This is a genomic window from Methylomonas sp. 2BW1-5-20 (genome assembly GCF_052474515.1).
The window spans coordinates 1663194-1684090 of the sequence record NZ_CP184127.1 but is presented as its reverse complement, the minus strand read 5'-3'; the positions used below and the strand labels follow the sequence as shown (position 1 = coordinate 1684090).

The following is a 20897-nucleotide window of genomic DNA, read 5'->3' as shown; positions in this document are numbered from 1 at the left end:
GAGAGATTTGCATGATTCAAGGTAGTATCGTTGCGTTGGTAACCCCTATGACGGAAGATGGCGCGGTGGATGAAGCCAGCTTAAAACGGTTGGTGGAATTTCATATAGAACAGGGTAGCGACGCATTGGTCGCTGTTGGTACTACCGGTGAGTCGGCGACTCTCGACGAAGACGAACACTGTGCGGTCATCAAGTTTATCGTGGATTGCGTGGCAGGCAGGATTCCGGTGATTGCCGGTACAGGCGCCAATTGTACCCGTGAAGCGATACGTCTAACGCAAAAAGCCAAACAAGCCGGTGCCGATGCCTGTTTGTTGGTCACGCCGTATTACAACAAGCCGACTCAGGAAGGCTTGTATCTGCATTACAAAGCCATTGCCGAAGCAGTGGATATTCCGCAAATCTTGTATAACGTACCGGGCCGCACTGCTTGCGATTTATTGCCGGAAACGGTGGGCCGGTTGGCGAAAGTGAAAAATATCGTCGGCGTGAAAGAAGCTACCGGTAAATTGGAGCGGGTCAAACAGATAAGGGATTTAACCGGCTACGATTTCGCCATTTATACCGGCGACGATGCCTCAAGCTGCGAATTTTGTTTGATCGGCGGTAACGGTAGTATCACAGTAACCGGTAACGTAGCTCCGAAACTGGTCCATGACATGCTGTTGGCGGCGATGAACGGTGATCGCGCTAGGGCCGAAGCGATCGACGCCAACCTTACCGGTTTGCACAGTAAGCTTTTTATTCAATCCAATCCGATCCCGGTTAAATGGGCAGTGGCTGAGATGGGTTTGATCGGTAAAGGCATTCGTTTACCTTTGACTTGGTTAACCGAGGATTGTTTCGATGCGGTGCGAGCGTCCATGCAGCAGGCCGGCGTTATATAACTATGAGAAAAAGCTCGTACGGCCGTTTGGCGGCGATTGCCGCATTGGTGCTGAATACATCCGCGTGTAGCTACATCAAGAGCCTGTTTCCCGATAAGGAAAGGGACTATCAGTTTACGACCGAAATTCCCGAATTGGTGGTGCCGGACGATCTGAAAACCAAGACAATAGCGACACGTCCGGCAGCGAACGTGGCTGCGCCTGTCCCCGCGCCGGCGCCGCAAGAATCAGCAAAAACGCCGGTGGCGAGTGCCGCCGAATCCGCGCCCAGGAAGACCGAACCCGCCGAACCGGAGGCCGCCGCCCCCAATCGTAGCGCGCAAAGTACCGGCGCTAGCGGTGTCAGCAGTTTGCAAATCGACCAATCGGCAAACCAAGCCTGGTGGACAGTCGGTAAGGCATTAAGCCGGCAAAAATTGGAAGTAGTCGAGCGGAATATGGATAAAGGCTATTTCTTCGTAAAATACGATCCGGACGCGATTAAGCCGCAAGACGGCTCCATTTTGGACGAGATCAATTTTTTATTCGGCGACGATCCCAGCCAGGAACAAGAATATCGGGTGAGTTTGCATGAGCTCGATGCACAGCTAACCGAAGTTACCGTGCAGGATAGCGCAGGCAAAACACTGTCCAACGTTGCCGCCACTTCCTTATTAAGATTAATTACGGAAGGTATCAATCTGGATTTACCGAAGAGTACCGGGGAAAATTCAGAGAGCGTCACCGAGAAGCCGGCCGCACCTTAGCATAGCAAGCAGTTGCGACTCCGGATTGTCTCCGCGTTTTACATGAAGAATGCCGTACTGTTAAGTTTCGGCATTTATTTTTCAGCTTTAGAAATCGACTCAAACACAGCCCATGTTGACCATTTCCGGAACATCAGCACTCTCCCGTTTTCGCATTGAAAAACTGTTCACCGAACTGCAATCCGTTACCGGCGAAATTACGGCTCTCAGCGCCCGGTTTCAGCACTTTGTGCAACTTGACGGCGATTTGAACGCTGAACAATTGGAAATGTTGAAACGCTTGTTGGATTACGGTTACGCCGCTGATGGCATCGAAGCCTTAAATTCCGCGCCAACGGCGGATATCAGTTCAGAAGCGGCGGCCGAATCAAGTACCGCATGCCTATGGGTTGTGCCGCGTTTAGGAACGATTTCACCCTGGTCGAGTAAAGCTTCGGAAATTGCCGAGCGTTGCGGTCTGGTAGCGGTAAAACGCATTGAGCGAGGCATTGAATACCGCTTTACTTGCAATGCGCCTTTGAGCGACACCGTCAAACATCAATTAGCCGGTTTGCTGCATGACAGGATGATACAACAAGTCGTGTTTCATGCATCTGAGCTCGATCTATTCGCTGAGCACGATCCCAAGCCCTTGCAAAGCGTGGCTATCATCGAACTGGGCAGGGAGGCATTAGTTCAAGCCAACACCGAATTAGGCATGGCACTGTCGGCCGACGAGATCGACTATCTAACCGATAGTTTTACAAACTTGGGCCGTAATCCAACCGATGTCGAGTTAATGATGTTCGCCCAAGCCAATTCCGAACATTGCCGGCATAAGATCTTTAACGCCAGTTGGACTATAGACGGCGAAGAACAAGCCAAGTCCCTGTTCGCGATGATCCGCAACACGCATACCTTGAATCCGCAAGGCGTGCTATCTGCCTATAGCGACAACTCTTCAGTACTGGAAGGGCCTACAGCGCAAGTCTTTATCCGCGATGCCAACACCCATGCATACGGCTATGTCGAGGAAGAAGCACATATGCTGATGAAGGTGGAAACCCACAATCATCCTACCGCGATATCGCCGCATCCCGGTGCGGCCACGGGTTCCGGCGGCGAGATTCGCGACGAAGGTGCTACCGGACGCGGTTCCGCGACTAAGGCCGGTTTAACCGGTTTCAGCGTTTCGCATCTGAAAATTCCCGGTTTTCCGCAGCCTTGGGAAGCCGACTACGGCAAGCCCGAGCGTATTGTTTCGGCCCTGGATATCATGCTGGAAGGGCCGATAGGCGGCGCGGCGTTTAATAACGAATTCGGCCGGCCCAATATCGCCGGCTATTTCCGTAGCTTTGAGCAGCCATCGGCAACCGGGGAAGCGAATCAGTATCGCGGTTACCATAAACCGATCATGATCGCCGGCGGCATGGGAAATATTCGGCCGATGTTGGTCGACAAACAGCCGATTCCGGCCGGCTCCTTGATCGTCATTCTCGGCGGTCCGGCAATGCTGATCGGTTTGGGCGGCGGCGCGGCGTCCTCGCAAACTTCCGGTGAAAGCGCGGCGGAATTGGATTTCGCTTCGGTACAGCGCGAAAATCCGGAAATGGAGCGCCGCTGCCAGGAAGTGATCAATCACTGTAATTCCCTGGGCGCAAACACGCCGATTGTCTCGATTCACGATATCGGCGCCGGCGGCTTATCCAACGCGGTGCCGGAAATTATTCACGACTGCGATCGCGGTGGCAGCTTTGAATTGCGCAAGGTACAGAATGCCGACAAAGGCATGTCGCCGATGCAAATCTGGTGTAACGAAGCCCAAGAGCGCTATGTGGTGGCGATTAAACCTGAGTCTTTGGCGTTGTTCGAATCGTTCTGCAAGCGCGAGCACTGTTTGTACGCGGTAATCGGTCACGCCACCGACGAAGAACATTTAACCTTGAGTGACGAATGGCTAGGCGGCAAGCCGGTCGATCTGCCGATGTCGGTGCTGTTCGGCAAGCCGCCGAAGATGCATAGAAACGTGCAGCGTTTGACCAAGGATTTGCCCGCCCTACAACTCGACAAAGTCGAATTGGCCGAAGCCGTCAAACGGGTTTTGGCATTCCCGGCCGTGGCCGACAAGAGCTTTTTGATTCACATCGGCGACCGTTCGGTGACCGGCTTGGTCGCGCGCGACCAAATGGTCGGGCCGTGGCAAGTGCCGGTGGCCGATGTCGCTGTCACCGCCTCTGGTTTTTATGCCCATACCGGCGAAGCCATGGCGATCGGCGAACGCACGCCCTTGGCGGTGATCGATGGTCCTGCCTCGGGTCGAATGGCGATAGGCGAGGCCCTGACCAATCTGGCCGCGGCGCGGATCGGCAAACTCGATGACGTGAAACTGTCCGCCAACTGGATGGCGGCTTGCGGCAGCCCCGGCGAAGATGCCGCGTTGTTCGATACCGTCAAGGCGGTGGGCATGGAATTATGTCCGGAATTAGGAATTGCGATCCCTGTCGGCAAGGATTCCTTATCGATGAAGAGCGTCTGGAAAGACGCAGGCGGTGAGAAAACCATGACTTCCCCGTTATCGCTGATTATCACCGCCTTCGCGCCGGTGCTGGATGTGCGTAAGACGCTGACACCGGTACTCCAGGACGCTGATAGCGTCTTGTTATTGGTCGATTTGGGACAAGGCCGGAACCGACTTGGCGGTTCCGTGCTGGCCCAGGTTTACAACCAGCTCGGCAACCAAGTGCCGGATCTGAACGACGCCGGTTTGTTCAAACGCTTCTTCGATACCATTCAGACTTTGAACGAACAAGGTTTGATCTTGGCATATCACGACCGCGCCGACGGCGGCTTGCTGGCAACGGTCAGCGAAATGCTGTTCGCCGGACGTAAAGGAATCGATTTGGATATTTCCGATCTGGGCAATGACGCATTGGCGGCCTTGTTCAACGAAGAATTGGGCGCGGTGCTGCAAGTCAAGGTCAGTGAACTGGATCATGTGGCGCGGCTTTTGGACCATGCCGGACTGGACGATTTTACGCATATCATTGGTAAGGTGACCGATGGCCAACACTTGCGCGTCGCCCAAAATGGCAGCGAAATTTACAGCGCCGCTCGCGCCGAGTTGCAACAGACGTGGTCGGAAGTCAGTTATCGGATGCAGGCGCTACGCGACAATCCCGATTGTGCCGGCCAGCAGTTCGAATGTATCGCCGACGACAATGATCCGGGGTTGTCCGCCGTTCTGACCTACGACATCAACGACAATATCGCTGCGAAATTTATTAACGGGCAACGCCCCAGGGTAGCTATTTTGCGCGAGCAGGGTGTCAATGGTCATGTCGAAATGGCGGCGGCATTCGATAGAGCCGGCTTCGCGGCCATCGACGTACATATGACCGACATCATCAGCGGCCGTGTTAGCTTGAGGGAATTCACCGGTCTAGTTGCTTGCGGCGGCTTTTCCTATGGTGACGTATTGGGCGCTGGCGGCGGCTGGGCCAAGTCGATTTTGTTCAATCCGAAAGCGCGTGACGAATTTGCTGCGTTTTTTGCGCGTCCCGATACCTTTGGTTTGGGTGTCTGCAACGGTTGCCAGATGATGTCCGGGTTGAAAGACATTATCCCCGGCGCCGAGGGTTGGCCGCAGTTCAAACGCAATCTTTCGGAACAATTCGAAGCGCGGGTGGCAATGGTGAAGGTACAAGCATCTCCGTCGATTTTCTTCCAAGGTATGGCGGGTTCTATGCTGCCGGTGGTGGTGGCGCACGGTGAAGGTAGAGCGGAGTTTGGTTCGCAAAATCCCGCCGATGCATTGGTTGCAGTTAATTACGTCGACAATTACGGCAACGAAACCACCGCATTCCCAGCTAATCCGAACGGTTCGCCGCTAGGTATAACCGGTTTAACCACAACCGACGGCCGGTTCACGATAATGATGCCGCACCCGGAACGTTGTTTCCGGGCGATACAAAACTCCTGGCATCCGGACGATTGGATGGAAGACGGCGCTTGGCTGCGGATGTTTAGAAATGCCCGGGTGTGGGTGGGCTAAGCCGCCGATCAGTGTTAGGCGCGATTTCGATGTACTTATGGGGCAGGTCGATTGACATGGATATTGCCGATAAGCGCTTGGTGCAGGGCTGATTAGCAATTCGTCAAGGAATGCGAGGAGGGTGTTTGAAGACGCGTAATAAGGTTAATAAAGAATTTTTCCTATAGCTGCATGGGAAGCAAGGCGGGATAATGCCGGGTTTATAATTCACTTGATGTCATGAGCCTTCGTTACCGGATTATTTGCCGCATCCTGTTGTCTTCGATTTGTATTCTGGTGCTGGGTGGGGCGATCGCAATATGGCAGGCGCGGCAATCGGTCGAGAAAGAAGTCGATGCCTCTATCCATTTGGCGCTGCAACTGATTACCTTGGGCATCGCCGACACTCCGGTGTTTCAACAAAGCGACGACTTATCTCGCTTCAGTGCCTTGCGGCAAACGCGGCACCTGAGTATTCAACTACAGAAGCCGGATGGGCAATTGATCCATTTCGCCGGCGAAAATCAACCCAGTAATCCCGAAGAAATGCCGCCTGCTTGGTTTATTCGCTTGGTGAAAGGCGATTATCCCAAGGTCGAGCATCAGCTGAAAACCCGGGATGGAAAATTGTTGAAGTTGATTATCCAAGCTCAACCGCTTGACGAAATCACGGAAGTTTGGCAAGAGAGTGTTGCATTTTTCGCGTCGATTTCCTTGCTGGCCATGCTGACCTTTTTGGCTGTCAATCTGGTGTTCAACAAATCCCTGAAATCGATTGCGGTGATCGTCGATGCCTTGCGTCTGATCGAAACCGGCCAATATCGACAGCAATTGCCGATGTTTGCCACGCAGGAATTCGACGATATTGCGAAGGCTATCAACCATATGACGGTGGAGCTTGAAAAAACTCGTCAGGAAAATCGGGCGCTGACGCAACATTCGCTGGCGATTCAGGAAGAAGAACGGCAGCGCCTGTCGCAAGAATTGCACGACGAATTCGGCCAATCGTTGACGGCTATAAAGGTGATGGCGGTGACGGCAGCGCACCAAAAGGCCGATACCGCTAAAATCACGACGTCTATTACGGAGATTTGCGATCATTTGATGACTGTGGTGCGGTCGATGATGCAACAGCTGCACCCTTTGGTGTTGACCGAATTGGGTTTGAAAGCCACGCTGGAAGAAATGGTCAACCATTGGTCGGAACGTAATGCCGATTTGGAGTTAACGATCCGCTGTAGCGATACGGTGGACTATCTCGACAAGAATCTCACCATTCAAGTTTTTCGCGTGATTCAGGAATGTTTGACCAACGTGGTTCGCCATGCGCGGGCTCATCGGGTCAATATCGATCTGGATAAGTTGGATGGTCCGCAAGCTTGTTTGCAACTGACCGTACAGGATGACGGGCAAGGCTGCGATTTGCAGACTATTAATCGAGGTTTTGGTTTGTTAGGTATGAAAGAACGTATAAAGTCCCTGGACGGCGAATTACAGGTGTTGTCCCGGCCTGGCGCCGGCATGACTGTTAACGCGCGTATACCGCTGTTATGAATAATAAAATAAGAATCGTTCTGGTCGACGATCATTTGGTGGTGCGCGCCGGTTTTAAAATGCTGTTGGCTGCCGGAGATAGTGTCGAGGTGATAGGCGAAGCCGAGCGCGGCGAGCAAGCGATTCAGCTATATCAAGAGTTGCAGCCCGATATGTTGGTGATGGATTTATCGATGCCGGGTATCGGCGGCTTGGAAACCATACGGCGGATCATCCAGCGCGATAGCGAAGCGAGAATTCTGGTGTTCAGCGTTCATCACGAACAAGTTTATGTTAGCCGGGCTTTGGTGGCCGGCGCACAAGGCTATATCACAAAAAACAGCGCTCCCGGCATCCTGGCCGAAGCGATTGCGGCGATCATGAGCGGCCAGAGTTATGTAGAACGCGGATTGATACGAGATAGGGGCGAAGCGACGCAGTACGCCGGACATCAGGCGATAATCGCCGGGTTCTCGCCGCGGGAGTTCGACGTTTTTAGCCTGTTGGCTCGAGGGTTGACGGTGCATAAAATAGCCGATCAGCTTTGTCTGGGCCATAAAACCGTGGCGAACTACGCCACGCAAATCAAGAAAAAGTTGCAGGTAGACACCACGACCGAACTTGCCCATATCGCGGTTAATTTGGGATTAACCGCGAGTTGATAGGCTGCTATCTATAACCAGTACAAATTAAAATTTTTTAGCGGGCGTTGACGAAAAAAGCGCTTGTTTAATCGAGCAGGCCGTCCAGCTCTGATTTGGCATTCAAAACTTCCGGTAACTTATCTTTGACTACTTGCTCAGTCAGCCCCAATTGCTCGATAACTTGCGTCGATAACGAGGCTAAAATTTGCTCCGCTTCTAAACCCTGATCTTGATAGTCGCTAATCGAATGGGCTAAAAAGACCGCGCAAGCCAATTTATCGGGCTGGTCAGACAGCAGAGGCTCCGCTGATTGCTCAATGGTTTCAACCAATTGATCGGCAAATTTCCAACGCCGGCATAATTCCGCGCAGGTTGCCTGACTGGTAAAACCCAGCCGGCGTTTTTCAATTTCCAGTCGGGAGTTGCCGGCTTTCACATGCTGGTCGATTTCGTTAGCTTCTCTAGGACTGCCGATATGAATCAGAATATTACCGAGATTACTAATCAAACCGGCTGTATAAGCCACTTCAGCCGGCAGGCCGGTTTGTGCCGCAAACCAGCGTGCATAACCTGCGGTGCGAAAGCTGTTGCGCCAACTTTGCTTAATGTCGAAATTTTCCAATTGCGGCACCACGCTGACAATGCCGGTAGCAACCACCAGGGTTTTCAACTGATTCATACCGAGCATTGTGATCGCTTCGTCAATCGAGCCGATTTTACGGGATAAGCCAAAATGCGCGGAGTTAACCAGGCGAAGAATTTTTAACGCAATAACTTGTTCTTTTTCAACGTTTTTTGCTATATCCAGCATATCCACGTTTGGATTGTTGAGTTGGTTGATGATGTGTCTCACCACCTCGGGGACTTGCGGTATTTTATGGATTTGATCGAACAGCTGGTTCATTGGTGTAGGCATTTCTAGGTCCTTAACGTAAGAAACGGGTGATTAAGTGCGATAAAAATATGAAGCATATAGATAGGCGCGACGCTGTTAGGCATCGCGCTTTCTGTTTATGCGTCGATTAAGTTTTAAAGTTTCCAACCATGGAGCGTAGTTGGTTAGCCAGTTCGAGCAATTCGTGGCAGGCCTCAGCGGTGTTTTTCGCGCCTATCGACGTTTCCTCGGATACATGGCTGATATTACTGATATTGCGATTGATTTCCTCGGCAACAGCAGTTTGTTCTTCGGCAGCGCTGGCGATTTGGTTGTTCATATCGTTGATAGTATCGATACGTTCACTGATCGTTGTGATCGAACCGCCCGCGGATGCGGCTTGTTCCACGCTTGACGTGGCACGGGCTCGACCGTTCTCCATTACTGCGACGGCTTGTTTGGCGCGATCTTGCAAGCGCTCTATCGTTTTTTGAATTTCCAGAGTGGAGTTTTGGGTGCGGCTGGCCAGGGTTCTGACTTCGTCGGCCACCACGGCAAAGCCGCGACCTTGCTCGCCGGCCCGAGCGGCTTCGATGGCTGCGTTCAGTGCCAGCAAATTAGTTTGCTCGGCTATGCCTTGAATAACCCCTAGAACTTCACCGATGCTATTGCTGTCGTTTTCCAGTTCGTGAATGACATTCGCGGCATTTTCGACTTCCGACGCCAAGCTGTTAATGCCGTGTACCGCATCTTTTACAATGTTTTTTCCCGTTGAGGCTTCGCGGTCGGCAATTTCAGCCGCTTCGGACGCGCGGACAGCGTTCTTGGCAACTTCCTGGACCGTGGATGTCATTTGCTTCATCGCATTCGCCACTAAAGTGGTTTCGTGCAGCTGCCGTTCGACACCCGCTTGCGTGGACTGTGTAATATTGGCCAGTTTGTGCGAAGCGCTGGCAAGCTTTTCGCTAGTTACACTGATTTGGTCTATGGTTTTGGCGATTTTACGGACGAACGAGTTAAAACTCGATGCGATCCAGGCAAATTCCGATTTACCGCTCGCGTCCAGTCGGGCGCGCAAATCGCCGTCCCCGCTACCGATGTCCTGGAGTTTTAAGGCTAAGGATGTCAGCGGGCCAATGATGATTTTGCTCATTGTAAAATAACCGGTAAAGCCAATAATGATCAAAGTTAAGCCTAAAAAGCCGATAGCATAATAGGTGCTGGCTTTGAGTTCGCTGAGGGTTACGCTGAATGGCGTAATGATTTCAAATGCGCCGTGCAAATCGCCGGCACGACGATTTTCCATGGGATAACCGAGCAAATCCTGGCCTTTGTCGTTGTTCCAGAGGGTTTGTGATGTTTTAGGGTCACCATGGCACAACTCGCATTGCTTAACCATTTTTACGGGACGCAAATAACGTACTTCTTGCCGCTCTTCGTCTACAAAGCTGTAGTCTTTCGCCGAAGGATTGCTCCGAAAATATTCCAAAGCTTGCCGTTCTATCTCGTCGGCGGCATTTCTGGGGTTTCTGGGGATCAGCGCGGGGGCTTTAAAACGGAAGCCATGCTCCTTGGCTTGAGCTTCTATCACATCCCAGGCGTTGGCTGTCGGTACAGTGGCGATGACCAAATCTCTGGCTTTGGAGCTGCCTTTTTGTTCGACCAATTGCATGAGTTGCTCGGGTGTGTAAATACCTGTTTCCCATTTTTTTACTACATTGTCGCGGATTGATTCTGATAGCACGAGTAATTGGCGCGAGGCTTCGATTTCCCGGTCAATCAATTTTTGCTTCTCGACACTCGAGTAAACAATCAAAATTGCTATGCCAACCAGTGTGAGTACCGACATGGTTATGGAAACCACCTTTACCCCCACAGAATGCCAGTTCATCATCAACATTCGAAACTCCTCAATACGTTCTAATTTTTCTTAATTTACCCGACTTTTCAGTGCCACCCTAAAGACAGGCGATCTGAGTATAGCTTACAATTTAGCGTCATCTATTTTAAAAGCTTTATAACTTATGCGGAAAATCAAGGTTCTGTTTGTCTGTATGGGCAACATCTGCCGCTCGCCAACCGCGGAAGGGGTTTTTGCTCATTTGGTCACGGCCAATAACCTGTCGGAACGCTTTGAAATTGATTCGGCAGGAACTCATGCCTATCACATTGGCGATGCGCCGGATCTGCGTGCGCAAAAAGCCGCTCGGGATAGAGGGGTTGAATTGAAAAATCTGCGGGCACGCAAGGTTGTGTCGGCCGATTTTGAAGCATTCGATCATATATTGGTGATGGATGATGAAAATCACGCCATATTAAAGGAGGCCTGTCCGGTTGATCTCAGTCATAAGATTCGGCATTTTCTCGATTATGCGCCGCACTTGAATCAACGCGAAGTACCGGATCCTTATTATGGTGGCAGTTATGGTTTCGAGCGGGTACTCGATATGGTCGAAGAAGCCTCTGCGGGTTTTTTGCAGGCCTTGCAACAGACTGGTGAGTTGTGATTAACAGGATGGGGAAAAGCATATGGCGATGATCTCCAATACGGTCAGTTATTTGGATCGCGATACGGTGCTGGAAGGCTTTTTCGCCTATGACGACGCGATTGCCGGGCAGAGGCCAGTCGTTCTGATACACCATGCCTGGGGTGGGCGAGATCAGTTCGTGGCCGACAAGGCGGTTAAGCTGGCGGAATTGGGTTATCTGGCGTTTGCCACCGACATGTATGGTAAGGGCGTACTCGGAAAAAATCCCGAGGAAAATGCCGCATTGATGCAGCCGTTTATAGAGGATCGGGCAAAGTTGCAGCAGCGTTTACATGCGGCGCTGTCAACGGTCAACCTAATGCCGTGGGCCGATAACGCTAGGGTGGCCAGTATCGGATTTTGTTTCGGCGGCTTGTGCGCGTTGGATTTGGCTCGCACCGGTGTCGATATTCGGGGGGTAGTGTCGTTTCATGGATTGCTTGGAGCACCCGAAAACATTTTAAATCTGCAGATCAAGGCCAAGGTGTTGGTGCTGCACGGCTACGATGACCCGATGGGGTCGGTGGAGCAGGTAATCGCACTGCAAAAAGAATTGACCAAAGCCGGCGCCGATTGGCAGTTACACAGTTACGGTCATACCATGCATGCGTTTACCAACCCTGTTGCCAATAATCCTGATTTCGGTACAGTCTATCAACCTGTTGCCGATCGCCGTTCCTGGCAAGCCATGCAAAACTTTTTAACTGAGATTTTTGCCTGACGCCAGCGAGTCGCGTTTGCTATAATCGACGGCTTTATAAACCTGTTAGCAATGCTTAAATGGAATTGATAATGCAGGCTAACCCGTCGATCGATAAGCTTTCGACTGCACTGGAACCACGGACCCATGTCAGACTTCGCTAAAGAAATTATCCCCGTCAATCTCGAAGACGAGATGAAACAATCCTACCTCGATTATGCTATGAGCGTAATCGTCGGCAGGGCGCTTCCCGATGTCAGAGACGGCCTCAAGCCGGTGCACCGCCGCGTACTGTACGCGATGAACGAGTTGGGAAACGACTGGAACAAACCCTATAAAAAATCGGCGCGTATCGTCGGTGACGTGATCGGTAAATACCACCCGCACGGCGACACGGCGGTTTACGACACCATGGTGCGGATGGCACAGCCGTTTTCCTTGCGCTACATGCTGATCGACGGCCAAGGTAACTTCGGTTCGGTGGACGGCGATTCGCCGGCGGCGATGCGGTATACCGAAGTGCGGATGTCGAAAATCGCCCACGAGTTGCTGGCCGATCTGGACAAGGAAACTGTCGATTTCGTCGCCAATTACGATGAATCAGAATCCGAGCCGACTGTCATGCCAACCCGGGTACCAACCTTGTTGGTCAATGGCTCTTCCGGTATCGCTGTCGGTATGGCTACCAATATTCCGCCGCATAATCTCGGTGAAATTATTAGCGCTTGTCTGGCTTTAATCGAAAACCCCGATTTGACTATTCCCGAACTGATGCAAATCGTGCCGGGACCTGATTTTCCAACCGCAGGCATCATTAACGGCGCGTCCGGTATCTTTGAAGCTTACGCCACCGGTCGCGGTCGTATTTATCTGCGCGGCCGCAGTCATTTTGAAGACATCGGCGATAGCGGTCGCCAAGCGATCATTACCACCGAATTACCGTATCAGGTCAACAAAGCCCGCTTGTTGGAAAAAATCGCCGAACTGGTAAAAGAAGGCAAGCTGGATGGTATCTCCGGCCTGCGCGACGAATCCGACAAGGACGGTATGCGCATGGTTATCGAACTGCGGCGTGGTGAAGTGCCTGACGTGGTGCTGAATAATCTGTACAAGCAAACCCAGATGCAGACCGTATTTGGTATTAATATGGTTGCTCTGTACGACGGTAGGCCGCATTTGATGGGGCTGAAAGAGATTCTGGCGGCGTTTGTCGATCACCGTCGCGAGATCGTCACCCGCAGAACGATTTATAACCTGCGTAAGGCGCGGGAGAGGGCGCATATCCTGGAAGGTTTGGCGGTTGCGTTAGCAAACATCGACGAAATGATCGAATTGATCAAAACTTCGCCGAATCCGCAAGAAGCTAAAGTAGGGTTGCTGGCACAAACCTGGCAAGCCGGTTTGGTGGCCGCATTGCTGGATAGAGCAGACGCCGACCGCTCGCGACCGGACGATTTGTCAATCGAATTTGGTCTGGTGAATGGCGCCTATCGCCTGTCCGAAGCCCAGGCTCAAGCCATTCTGGATTTGCGTTTGCATCGTTTGACCGGTTTGGAGCAAGAAAAAATCGTCAACGAATACAAACAATTGCTGGAGTTGATCGACGAATATCTGCATATTTTGGGTAGCGATGTGCGCTTGATGGAAGTGATCCGCGAAGAGTTGGAAGAAATCAAAACCCAATACGGCGATGCCCGTCGTACCGAAATCGTGCAGGATTACTCCAACCTGTCCGCCGAAGATCTGATCACCGAAGAAGATATGGTGGTGACGATGTCGCACGAAGGTTACGTGAAAACGCAACCGCTGAGTGATTACAAAGCCCAGCGCCGCGGCGGTCGCGGTAAGTCGGCAACGGCGACGAAGGAAAACGATTTCGTCGAAAAATTAATCATCGCTAATACCCACGACACCATTCTGTGTTTCTCGTCGGCGGGCAAGGTTTATTGGTTGCGGGTATTTAATTTGCCGGTCGCCAGTCGGGCGTCGCGCGGTAAGCCGTTCGTAAATTTGCTGCCGTTGGAAGAGGGCGAGAAAATCAACGCGATGTTGCCGGTCCGGGAGTACAGCGCGGATAAATACATCTTTATGGCAACCTCATCGGGCACCGTGAAAAAAACTCCGTTGCCCGAGTTCGAACGACAACGCAGCAATGGCAAAATCGCCATCGATTTGAACGAAAACGACACCTTGGTGGGCGTGGCGATTACCGACGGTCAACAAAACGTATTGCTGTTCAGCAGTGACGGCAAAGCGGTTTGCTTCAACGAAACCGACGTGCGTTCGATGGGCAGAACGGCTACCGGTGTGCGTGGCATTCGCCTGCAGGAAGGCCAAAAGGTCATTTCCCTGATCATTGCCAGTGAAGGCACGGTCTTGAATATCACCGAAAACGGCTACGGCAAACGTACCAAACTGGAAGAGTTTACCCAGCACAGGCGCGGCGGTCAGGGTTTAATCGCGATTCAAACCTCCGAGCGTAATGGCGCGGTGGTCGGCGCGGTATTGGTGAACGACACCGACGAAATCATGTTGATTACCGACGGCGGCATATTAGTGCGGACTCGGGTTAAGGAAATTTCCGTGGTCGGTAGAAATACCCAAGGCGTTACCGTGATTCGTCTGGATAAGGGCGAAAGAGTGGTCGGTGTGGATCGAATCGATGGTCTCGGTGATGAAGACGACGATGCCGAAGGTGATATCGACGAAAGCGATGTCTCTGCGGACAGCGCCGAACAACAAGGCGGAGAAGAGGAATAAGCATGACAAGGATTTATAACTTTAGCGCCGGACCGTCGATGTTGCCGGAATCGGTTTTGCGGCAAGCCCAGCAAGAGATGCTGGATTGGCAAGATAGCGGCATGTCGGTGATGGAAATGAGCCACCGCGGCAAGCATTTCATGGCCATAGCCGAAGCGATGAAAAGCGATCTAATCGATCTGCTCGGCATTCCAGCCAATTACAAAGTGTTGTTCCTGCAAGGTGGTGCCAGTGCGCAGTTCGCGATGATTCCGCAGAACATTCTCAACGGCAAAACCAAGGCGAGTTATGTGAATACCGGTGCCTGGTCGACTAGTGCGATTAAAGAAGCCGGCAAGTATTGCGAAGTACAACTTGTTGCTACCTCGGAAGCCGAAAAATTTACCACTATCCCAGCGTTCGATACCTGGAATATCGATAAAGACGCTGCATATCTGCACTACACATCCAACGAAACCATCCACGGTGTGGAGTTTTCCGAGGTTCCCGATACCGGCGATTTACCGTTGGTGTGCGATATGTCGTCGAACATTTTGTCGCGTCTGGTCGATGTCAGTCGCTATGGCATCATTTACGCGGGCACGCAGAAAAACATGGGGCCGTCCGGCGTGACCGTAGTCATCGTTCGAGATGATTTGGTCGGTTTTGCACCGAAAACCGTGCCTGCGGTATTTGATTACCAGCAGCAGGCAAAAGCCGATTCCATGTTGAATACCCCTGCTACCTATAACTGGTATTTGCTCGGGTTGGTACTGCAATGGCTGAAACAGCAAGGCGGCATTACGGCCATTGAACAACAAAATATCAGCAAGTCCGGTAAATTGTATCAGGCGATTGATCAATCCACTCTCTACAGTAACCCTGTCGTGAAAGATTACCGTTCCAGAATGAACGTGCCTTTCGTGTTGGCTGATGCCGCCCTGGACAAAGAATTTTTGGCGCTTGCCGAGAAAAATGGTTTGGGTTCATTGCCCGGTCACCGCTCGGTCGGCGGTATGCGAGCCAGTATTTACAATGCCATGCCGGAAGCCGGGGTCGATGCCTTGATCGACTTTATGGCCGAGTTCGAGCGCACGCACTAGTTACCGGTATGACGGCGATTATTCCCCTGACTGAATTGCGCGAGCGTATTGACTCCATTGACAGGCAGTTGTTGCAACTGATCAATCAACGGGCCGAATGCGCTATCGAAGTGGCACGGACCAAATTGGCGGAAGGCGAGACCGGCAGTTTTTATCGTGCCGATCGCGAAGCCCAAGTATTACGCAAAATCAAAGAACTCAATCCCGGGCCTTTGAGTGATGAAGCTTCGGTACATCTGTTCCGGGAGCTGATGTCGGCTTGCCTGGCTTTGGAAAAACCTTTGGAAGTGGCGTTTTTGGGGCCGGTTGGCACCTTTACCCAGCAAGCGACGTTCAAGCATTTCGGGCATGCGGTGAAAGGTATCCCGGCGGCGACCATCCCGGAGATTTTTCTGGCGGTGGAAACCGGCCATTGCCAGTTTGGCGTAGTACCGGTGGAAAATTCCACCGAAGGCGTGATCGCGCATACGCTGGATCGTTTTATGACCACGTCACTGCAAATTTGCGGCGAAGTGGAAATTCGGGTGCATCAAAACCTACTCGGCAAAATGGATTCGTTGGCGGCGATTAACGAAGTCTATTCGCATCAGCAATCCCTGGCGCAATGCCGGCAATGGCTAAATACCTATTTGCCTGGCGTACCCTGCACTGCGGTAAGCAGTAATGCCGAAGCGGCCAGGCTAGCGTCTTTGGATCACAATAAGGCTGCGGTAGCCGGTTTAATGGCGGCCGAATTGTATGAGTTGAACATCATCGAACAGCATATCGAAGATGAATCCAACAACACCACGCGCTTTATCGTAGTAGGTAAGCAGCAACCGGCATCCACCGGACTCGATAAGACCTCTATTTTAGTGTCTACCGGCAATCAAGCCGGCGCCTTGCATAAGATTTTGGGGCCGTTTGCCGAATACGGCATCAGCATGGCGCACATAGAATCCAGGCCATCGCGGCAAGGCTTGTGGGAATACGTGTTTTTTATCGATATTGACGGTCATCGCGACGATCCCGATGTCGCCAAGGCGCTGGAAACCCTGCAAAACAACGTCAAAATGTTGAAAATCCTCGGCTCTTATCCAAAAGCCGTCATTTAAATCTTAGGTCGATGAACAAATTTTTAGAACTTGCTACTGCCGGTGTTCAACAGCTGGTGCCTTACGTGCCTGGCAAGCCGGTTGAAGAATTGCAACGCGAGCTGGGTATAGCAGAAGTCATTAAGTTAGCGTCCAATGAAAATCCCCTGGGCACCGGTGCGAAAGTTGCCGCCGCCATCCAGGCGACATTGCCCGAACTAACCCGCTATCCTGATGGCAGCGGTTTTGCGTTGAAAGCCGCACTATCCGCTAAATTAAACGTGGTGCCCGAGCAAATCACCCTGGGCAATGGTTCCAGCGAGATTCTGGAACTGGTGATGCGGACTTTCGTCACCCCGGAATTGGAAGTGGTGTTCTCTCAGCATGCGTTCGCGCTTTATCCGATTCTGACTCAGGCTGTAGGTGCCAAGGCCAAAGTGGTGCCGGCTAAAAATTACGGTCATGATTTGGCCGCGATGCGCGAACAGATTAGCGATAAAACGCGTTTGGTGTTTATCGCCAATCCCAACAATCCAACCGGTACCTTGCTGGATAAGGATGAGCTGGAAAAGTTTATCGCGTCTTTACCTGCCCATGTGTTGTGCGTATTGGACGAGGCTTACTACGAGTTTGTCGATCCTGCCGTGCGGACCGAATCGCTGGCTTGGCCGAATCGTTACCCGAATCTGATTATCGCGCGTACTTTTTCCAAAGCATACGGATTGGCGGGTTTACGCATCGGTTATGGGATTTCCTCGCCGGACATCGCCGATTTGTTGAACCGGGTGCGTCAGCCATTTAATTGCAGCATGCTGGCCTTGGCCGCTGCGGAAGCCGCGCTGGGTGATACAGACTATTTGAATGCAACGGTTTCGCTAAATAACGCCGGCATGGCGCAGCTGACTGATGCTTTTAAGGATTTGAATTTGTCGTGGATTCCTTCTTCCGGCAACTTCGTTTCGGTCGATGTCAAGCAGGCGGCTTTGCCGATTTACGATGCCTTATTGCGCAAGGGTGTCATCGTGCGGCCGGTGGCTAACTACGAAATGCCCAAGCATTTGCGGGTAAGTATTGGCACCGAACGTGAAAACGCGATATTCATAAAAGCATTGCACGAGGTGCTGAGCGGTGTTTAACCGCCTGTGCATCATAGGCATAGGTTTGATCGGCGGCTCGATTGCCAGAGCCGCCCGTGCTCAAGGCTTATGCCGTGAAGTCGTTGCATACGGCCGGGAGAAAAATCTGCCGAATATGCAATTGGCCAAGCAACTCGGCGTTATCGACGAGTTTTACACCGATATTGCCGCCGCACTGGAAAATACCGATTGCGTGATTGTGGCGACGCCGGTTGGTAGCATGCGAGCGATTTTCGAGCAGATTAAACCGCATTGGAATCCGAATGCGATCTATAGCGACGCCGGCAGCACCAAAGGCAGCGTGGTATCGGCGCTGGAAGCGGTTTTCGGCACCGTACCAAGCAACTTTGTGCCGGCACATCCGATTGCCGGTGCCGAGCGCAGCGGCGTGGATGCCTCAACCGTCGATTTATTTGTTAATCGCCGCCTGATTCTGACGCCGTTAGCAAATACCGATAAACAGGCGCTGGCAAAAATTCATTCATTTTGGGAAAAGATCGGCTCCAGCGTTTCGGTGATGTCGGTGGAGCATCACGATACCGTTTTAGCCGCCACCAGTCATTTGCCACACATACTGGCCTTTGCCTTGGTCGGTCTGTTGGGGCGCAAGGACGAACAGCGCGAGATATTTAAATACGCCGCCGGCGGTTTCAGGGATTTTACTCGCATCGCTTCCAGCGATCCGACCATGTGGCAGGACATTTGTCTGGCCAATAAACAGGAAATCCTGCCTTTGATTCGGCAGTTTCAAGCGGAATTAAGCCAAATAGAACAATTGCTGGTTGAGGATCAATCCGCGCAACTGTTCGAAACCTTTACGTATGCCAGAAATGCCCGGCAGCGTTTTCTCGATCAACAAGAAGACTAAGAAGATTAACATGTCACAAACCATTACTTTTCAAGTGCAGCCGGGTGGTAGTTTGCGCGGCGAGATCCGTGTGCCAGGCGATAAATCCATGTCACACCGTTCCATTATGCTGGGCTCTTTGGCGGAAGGCGTCACCCATGTCACCGGTTTTTTGAATGCGGAAGATGCCATATCTACCCTGGAAGCTTTTCGCGCGATGGGGGTGAAGATTGAAGGTCCAGTCAATGGCGAAGTAACGATACACGGCGTAGGCAAACACGGTTTGCAAGCGCCGGCAAAACCTTTGTATTTGGGCAATTCCGGTACCTCGATGCGATTGCTGAGCGGTCTGTTGGCGGGGCAACCATTCGATACTGTTTTGACTGGTGATAAATCGTTGGAATCGCGGCCGATGAAGCGTGTCACCGCGCCTTTGGCGCTGATGGGCGCCGAGATTATTACCCAGGAAAACGGTACTGCGCCACTGCATATCATGGGTAAGGCCGGCAAATTGCAGGGCATTCACTACGATATGCCTATCGCCAGCGCGCAGGTCAAATCCTGTTTGTTGCTGGCCGGCATGTATGCAGAAGGCGAAACCAGCGTCACCGAACCAGCACCGACGCGCGATCATACCGAGCGCATGTTGAATGGCTTTGGTTATCCCGTTACACGTGAAGGCAGTACCGCACGCATCAACAACCAAGGGAAATTAACTGCCGCACGGATTGATGTGCCTAGCGATATTTCCTCGGCGGCGTTCTTTTTGGTCGGCGCCAGTATCGCGCCTGATTCCGATGTGACTTTGCGCCATGTCGGTATCAATCCGACGCGCACCGGTGTGATAGATATTTTGCGTTTGATGGGAGCGAATATCGAAGTATTGAATGAACGAGAAGTTGGCGGCGAGCCTGTTGCCGATTTGCGCGTGCGTTCTGCGCAATTGAAAGGGATCAATATTCCTGAATATTTGGTACCGCTGGCAATCGACGAGTTTCCAGTCTTGTTTGTGGCCGCGGCTTGTGCCGAGGGTCAGACAATTTTGACCGGAGCCGAGGAATTGCGGGTTAAGGAATCCGACCGTATCCAAGTAATGGCTGACGGTTTGCAAATTCTGGGTGTCGACGCGCAACCTACCAAGGACGGCATGATAATAAACGGCGGCGGCCATATCGGCAGTGGCGAGGTCGAATCGCATGGCGATCATCGCATAGCGATGTCGTTTTCGATTGCCGGTCTGCGGTCGTCTGGTCCCACCACAATTAAAGACTGCGCGAACGTCAACACATCGTTCCCCGAGTTTCGTGATTTAGCCACTAAGCTAGGTTTGGCGCTGACGAGCTTTTAAGATGCAAGTACCGGTATTGACGATAGACGGTCCAAGCGGGGCTGGTAAAGGCACGGTTAGCCGTGCTGTTGCAAAACTTTTGGGCTGGAATTATCTGGATAGCGGCTCGATTTATCGCTCGTTAGCTGTTGCGGTCTTAAAATCGAGCGTCGAGTTAACGGACGTAGCCGCTATTTGCCGCGTCGCTGAAGCTATGTCGTTAGAATTCGATTGCGGTGACGAGTTAATCGTTAAGCTAGATGGCGCTGACATTACCAGCCAACTGGGCACCGAAACCACCGGCAATACCGCGTCCGTCATTGCCGCGTATCCGGAAGTAAGAGAAGTGTTATTGCAAAAACAAAAGGATTTTCAAAGGCTTCCGGGTCTGGTTGCAGACGGTCGGGACATGGGTAGCGTGGTGTTTCAAGATGCCAAAATCAAGGTTTATTTAACCGCCAGCGCCGAGGAAAGGGCGCTTAGGCGATATAAACAGTTGATTGGCAAGGGGATTGATGCTAATCTTCCTCAAATCACTCGGGAAATAGAAGAACGCGATCGTCGCGATCAGCAGCGGGCTGCGGCTCCGCTCACCGTGCCGGAAGGTGCGCATTATATCGATTCATCCAGTTTGACTATTCAGCAAGTGATTGAACAGGTAGTAAATTTAGTCGATTAAGGCTATTGGTGGTTAACGAATTATTTTCGGTGACTTTATTTTAATTTCAGAGAAGAGAAAGCTTGCTTGAGT

At 51.9% G+C, this 20897-nt stretch carries 16 protein-coding genes; 14 read left to right on the top strand and 2 right to left on the bottom strand.

The window, feature by feature from the left end:
* The first annotated feature begins 11 nt into the window (after nt 1-11).
* The 5 genes from dapA to ACH50O_RS07695 all read left to right on the top strand — a co-directional run bounded on the left by dapA (nt 12) and on the right by ACH50O_RS07695 (nt 7837).
* Nucleotides 12-887, top strand: coding sequence for a 4-hydroxy-tetrahydrodipicolinate synthase (dapA, locus tag ACH50O_RS07715; protein ID WP_446811439.1), 876 nt, complete (start codon nt 12-14; stop codon nt 885-887).
* A gap of 2 nt (nt 888-889) precedes the next feature.
* Nucleotides 890-1633, top strand: coding sequence for an outer membrane protein assembly factor BamC (bamC, locus tag ACH50O_RS07710; RefSeq protein ID WP_446811438.1), 744 nt, complete (start codon nt 890-892; stop codon nt 1631-1633).
* Nucleotides 1634-1745: 112 nt separating this feature from the next.
* Nucleotides 1746-5663, top strand: coding sequence for a phosphoribosylformylglycinamidine synthase (gene purL, locus ACH50O_RS07705; protein WP_446811437.1), 3918 nt, complete (start codon nt 1746-1748; stop codon nt 5661-5663).
* 219 nt (nt 5664-5882) lie between these two features.
* Complete coding sequence (locus ACH50O_RS07700) at nt 5883-7196, top strand: ATP-binding protein (protein WP_446811436.1); 1314 nt, start codon at nt 5883-5885, stop codon at nt 7194-7196.
* The gene (locus ACH50O_RS07695) at nt 7193-7837 is read left to right on the top strand and encodes a response regulator transcription factor (protein WP_446811435.1); all 645 of its coding nucleotides are present in this window, start codon (nt 7193-7195) and stop codon (nt 7835-7837) included. Before ACH50O_RS07700 ends, ACH50O_RS07695 begins: the two co-directional genes overlap by 4 nt.
* A gap of 67 nt (nt 7838-7904) precedes the next feature.
* Here ACH50O_RS07695 and ACH50O_RS07690 read toward each other — a convergent pair whose 3' ends face one another.
* The gene (locus ACH50O_RS07690; protein ID WP_446811434.1) at nt 7905-8735 is read right to left on the bottom strand and encodes an HDOD domain-containing protein; all 831 of its coding nucleotides are present in this window, start codon (nt 8733-8735) and stop codon (nt 7905-7907) included.
* 106 nt (nt 8736-8841) lie between these two features.
* The gene (locus tag ACH50O_RS07685) at nt 8842-10593 is read right to left on the bottom strand and encodes a methyl-accepting chemotaxis protein (RefSeq protein WP_446811433.1); all 1752 of its coding nucleotides are present in this window, start codon (nt 10591-10593) and stop codon (nt 8842-8844) included.
* A gap of 124 nt (nt 10594-10717) precedes the next feature.
* On the opposite strand from ACH50O_RS07685, the gene ACH50O_RS07680 reads away from it, so the two are divergent.
* From ACH50O_RS07680 to cmk, 9 genes are all read left to right on the top strand, one after another.
* Nucleotides 10718-11200, top strand: coding sequence for a low molecular weight protein-tyrosine-phosphatase (locus ACH50O_RS07680; protein ID WP_446811432.1), 483 nt, complete (start codon nt 10718-10720; stop codon nt 11198-11200).
* Nucleotides 11201-11222: 22 nt separating this feature from the next.
* Nucleotides 11223-11942 (top strand): dienelactone hydrolase family protein, encoded by a 720-nt coding sequence (locus ACH50O_RS07675; protein ID WP_446811431.1) that lies wholly within the window; start codon nt 11223-11225, stop codon nt 11940-11942.
* 126 nt (nt 11943-12068) lie between these two features.
* Complete coding sequence (gyrA, locus tag ACH50O_RS07670) at nt 12069-14681, top strand: DNA gyrase subunit A (RefSeq protein ID WP_446811430.1); 2613 nt, start codon at nt 12069-12071, stop codon at nt 14679-14681.
* Between the two features lie 2 nt (nt 14682-14683).
* Nucleotides 14684-15763: a 3-phosphoserine/phosphohydroxythreonine transaminase gene (gene serC / locus ACH50O_RS07665; protein ID WP_446811429.1), complete on the top strand. Its 1080-nt coding sequence runs from the start codon at nt 14684-14686 to the stop codon at nt 15761-15763.
* An 8-nt stretch (nt 15764-15771) separates the two neighbouring features.
* Nucleotides 15772-16857, top strand: a complete 1086-nt coding sequence (gene pheA / locus ACH50O_RS07660; protein WP_446811428.1) for a prephenate dehydratase — start codon at nt 15772-15774, stop codon at nt 16855-16857.
* 11 nt (nt 16858-16868) lie between these two features.
* The gene (gene hisC / locus ACH50O_RS07655; RefSeq protein ID WP_446811427.1) at nt 16869-17972 is read left to right on the top strand and encodes a histidinol-phosphate transaminase; all 1104 of its coding nucleotides are present in this window, start codon (nt 16869-16871) and stop codon (nt 17970-17972) included.
* A complete protein-coding gene (locus tag ACH50O_RS07650; RefSeq protein WP_446811426.1) occupies nt 17965-18840 on the top strand; it encodes a prephenate dehydrogenase in 876 nt (291 codons plus the stop codon). Before hisC ends, ACH50O_RS07650 begins: the two co-directional genes overlap by 8 nt.
* A 10-nt stretch (nt 18841-18850) precedes the next feature.
* Nucleotides 18851-20167, top strand: a complete 1317-nt coding sequence (gene aroA / locus ACH50O_RS07645) for a 3-phosphoshikimate 1-carboxyvinyltransferase (RefSeq protein ID WP_446811425.1) — start codon at nt 18851-18853, stop codon at nt 20165-20167.
* A 1-nt stretch (nt 20168) separates the two neighbouring features.
* Nucleotides 20169-20825 carry a (d)CMP kinase gene (cmk, locus tag ACH50O_RS07640; RefSeq protein ID WP_446811424.1) on the top strand — a complete coding sequence of 219 codons (657 nt, stop codon included), beginning with the start codon at nt 20169-20171 and terminating at the stop codon, nt 20823-20825.
* Nucleotides 20826-20897: the final 72 nt, after the last annotated feature.

Coding starts and splice junctions, on each gene's coding strand:
- dapA (WP_446811439.1), top strand. CDS start 12: ATGATTCAAGGTAGTATCGTTGCGTTGGTAACCCCTATGACGGAAGAT.
- bamC (WP_446811438.1), top strand. CDS start 890: ATGAGAAAAAGCTCGTACGGCCGTTTGGCGGCGATTGCCGCATTGGTG.
- purL (WP_446811437.1), top strand. CDS start 1,746: ATGTTGACCATTTCCGGAACATCAGCACTCTCCCGTTTTCGCATTGAA.
- ACH50O_RS07700 (WP_446811436.1), top strand. CDS start 5,883: ATGAGCCTTCGTTACCGGATTATTTGCCGCATCCTGTTGTCTTCGATT.
- ACH50O_RS07695 (WP_446811435.1), top strand. CDS start 7,193: ATGAATAATAAAATAAGAATCGTTCTGGTCGACGATCATTTGGTGGTG.
- ACH50O_RS07690 (WP_446811434.1), bottom strand. CDS start 8,735: ATGCCTACACCAATGAACCAGCTGTTCGATCAAATCCATAAAATACCG.
- ACH50O_RS07685 (WP_446811433.1), bottom strand. CDS start 10,593: ATGTTGATGATGAACTGGCATTCTGTGGGGGTAAAGGTGGTTTCCATA.
- ACH50O_RS07680 (WP_446811432.1), top strand. CDS start 10,718: ATGCGGAAAATCAAGGTTCTGTTTGTCTGTATGGGCAACATCTGCCGC.
- ACH50O_RS07675 (WP_446811431.1), top strand. CDS start 11,223: ATGGCGATGATCTCCAATACGGTCAGTTATTTGGATCGCGATACGGTG.
- gyrA (WP_446811430.1), top strand. CDS start 12,069: ATGTCAGACTTCGCTAAAGAAATTATCCCCGTCAATCTCGAAGACGAG.
- serC (WP_446811429.1), top strand. CDS start 14,684: ATGACAAGGATTTATAACTTTAGCGCCGGACCGTCGATGTTGCCGGAA.
- pheA (WP_446811428.1), top strand. CDS start 15,772: ATGACGGCGATTATTCCCCTGACTGAATTGCGCGAGCGTATTGACTCC.
- hisC (WP_446811427.1), top strand. CDS start 16,869: ATGAACAAATTTTTAGAACTTGCTACTGCCGGTGTTCAACAGCTGGTG.
- aroA (WP_446811425.1), top strand. CDS start 18,851: ATGTCACAAACCATTACTTTTCAAGTGCAGCCGGGTGGTAGTTTGCGC.
- cmk (WP_446811424.1), top strand. CDS start 20,169: ATGCAAGTACCGGTATTGACGATAGACGGTCCAAGCGGGGCTGGTAAA.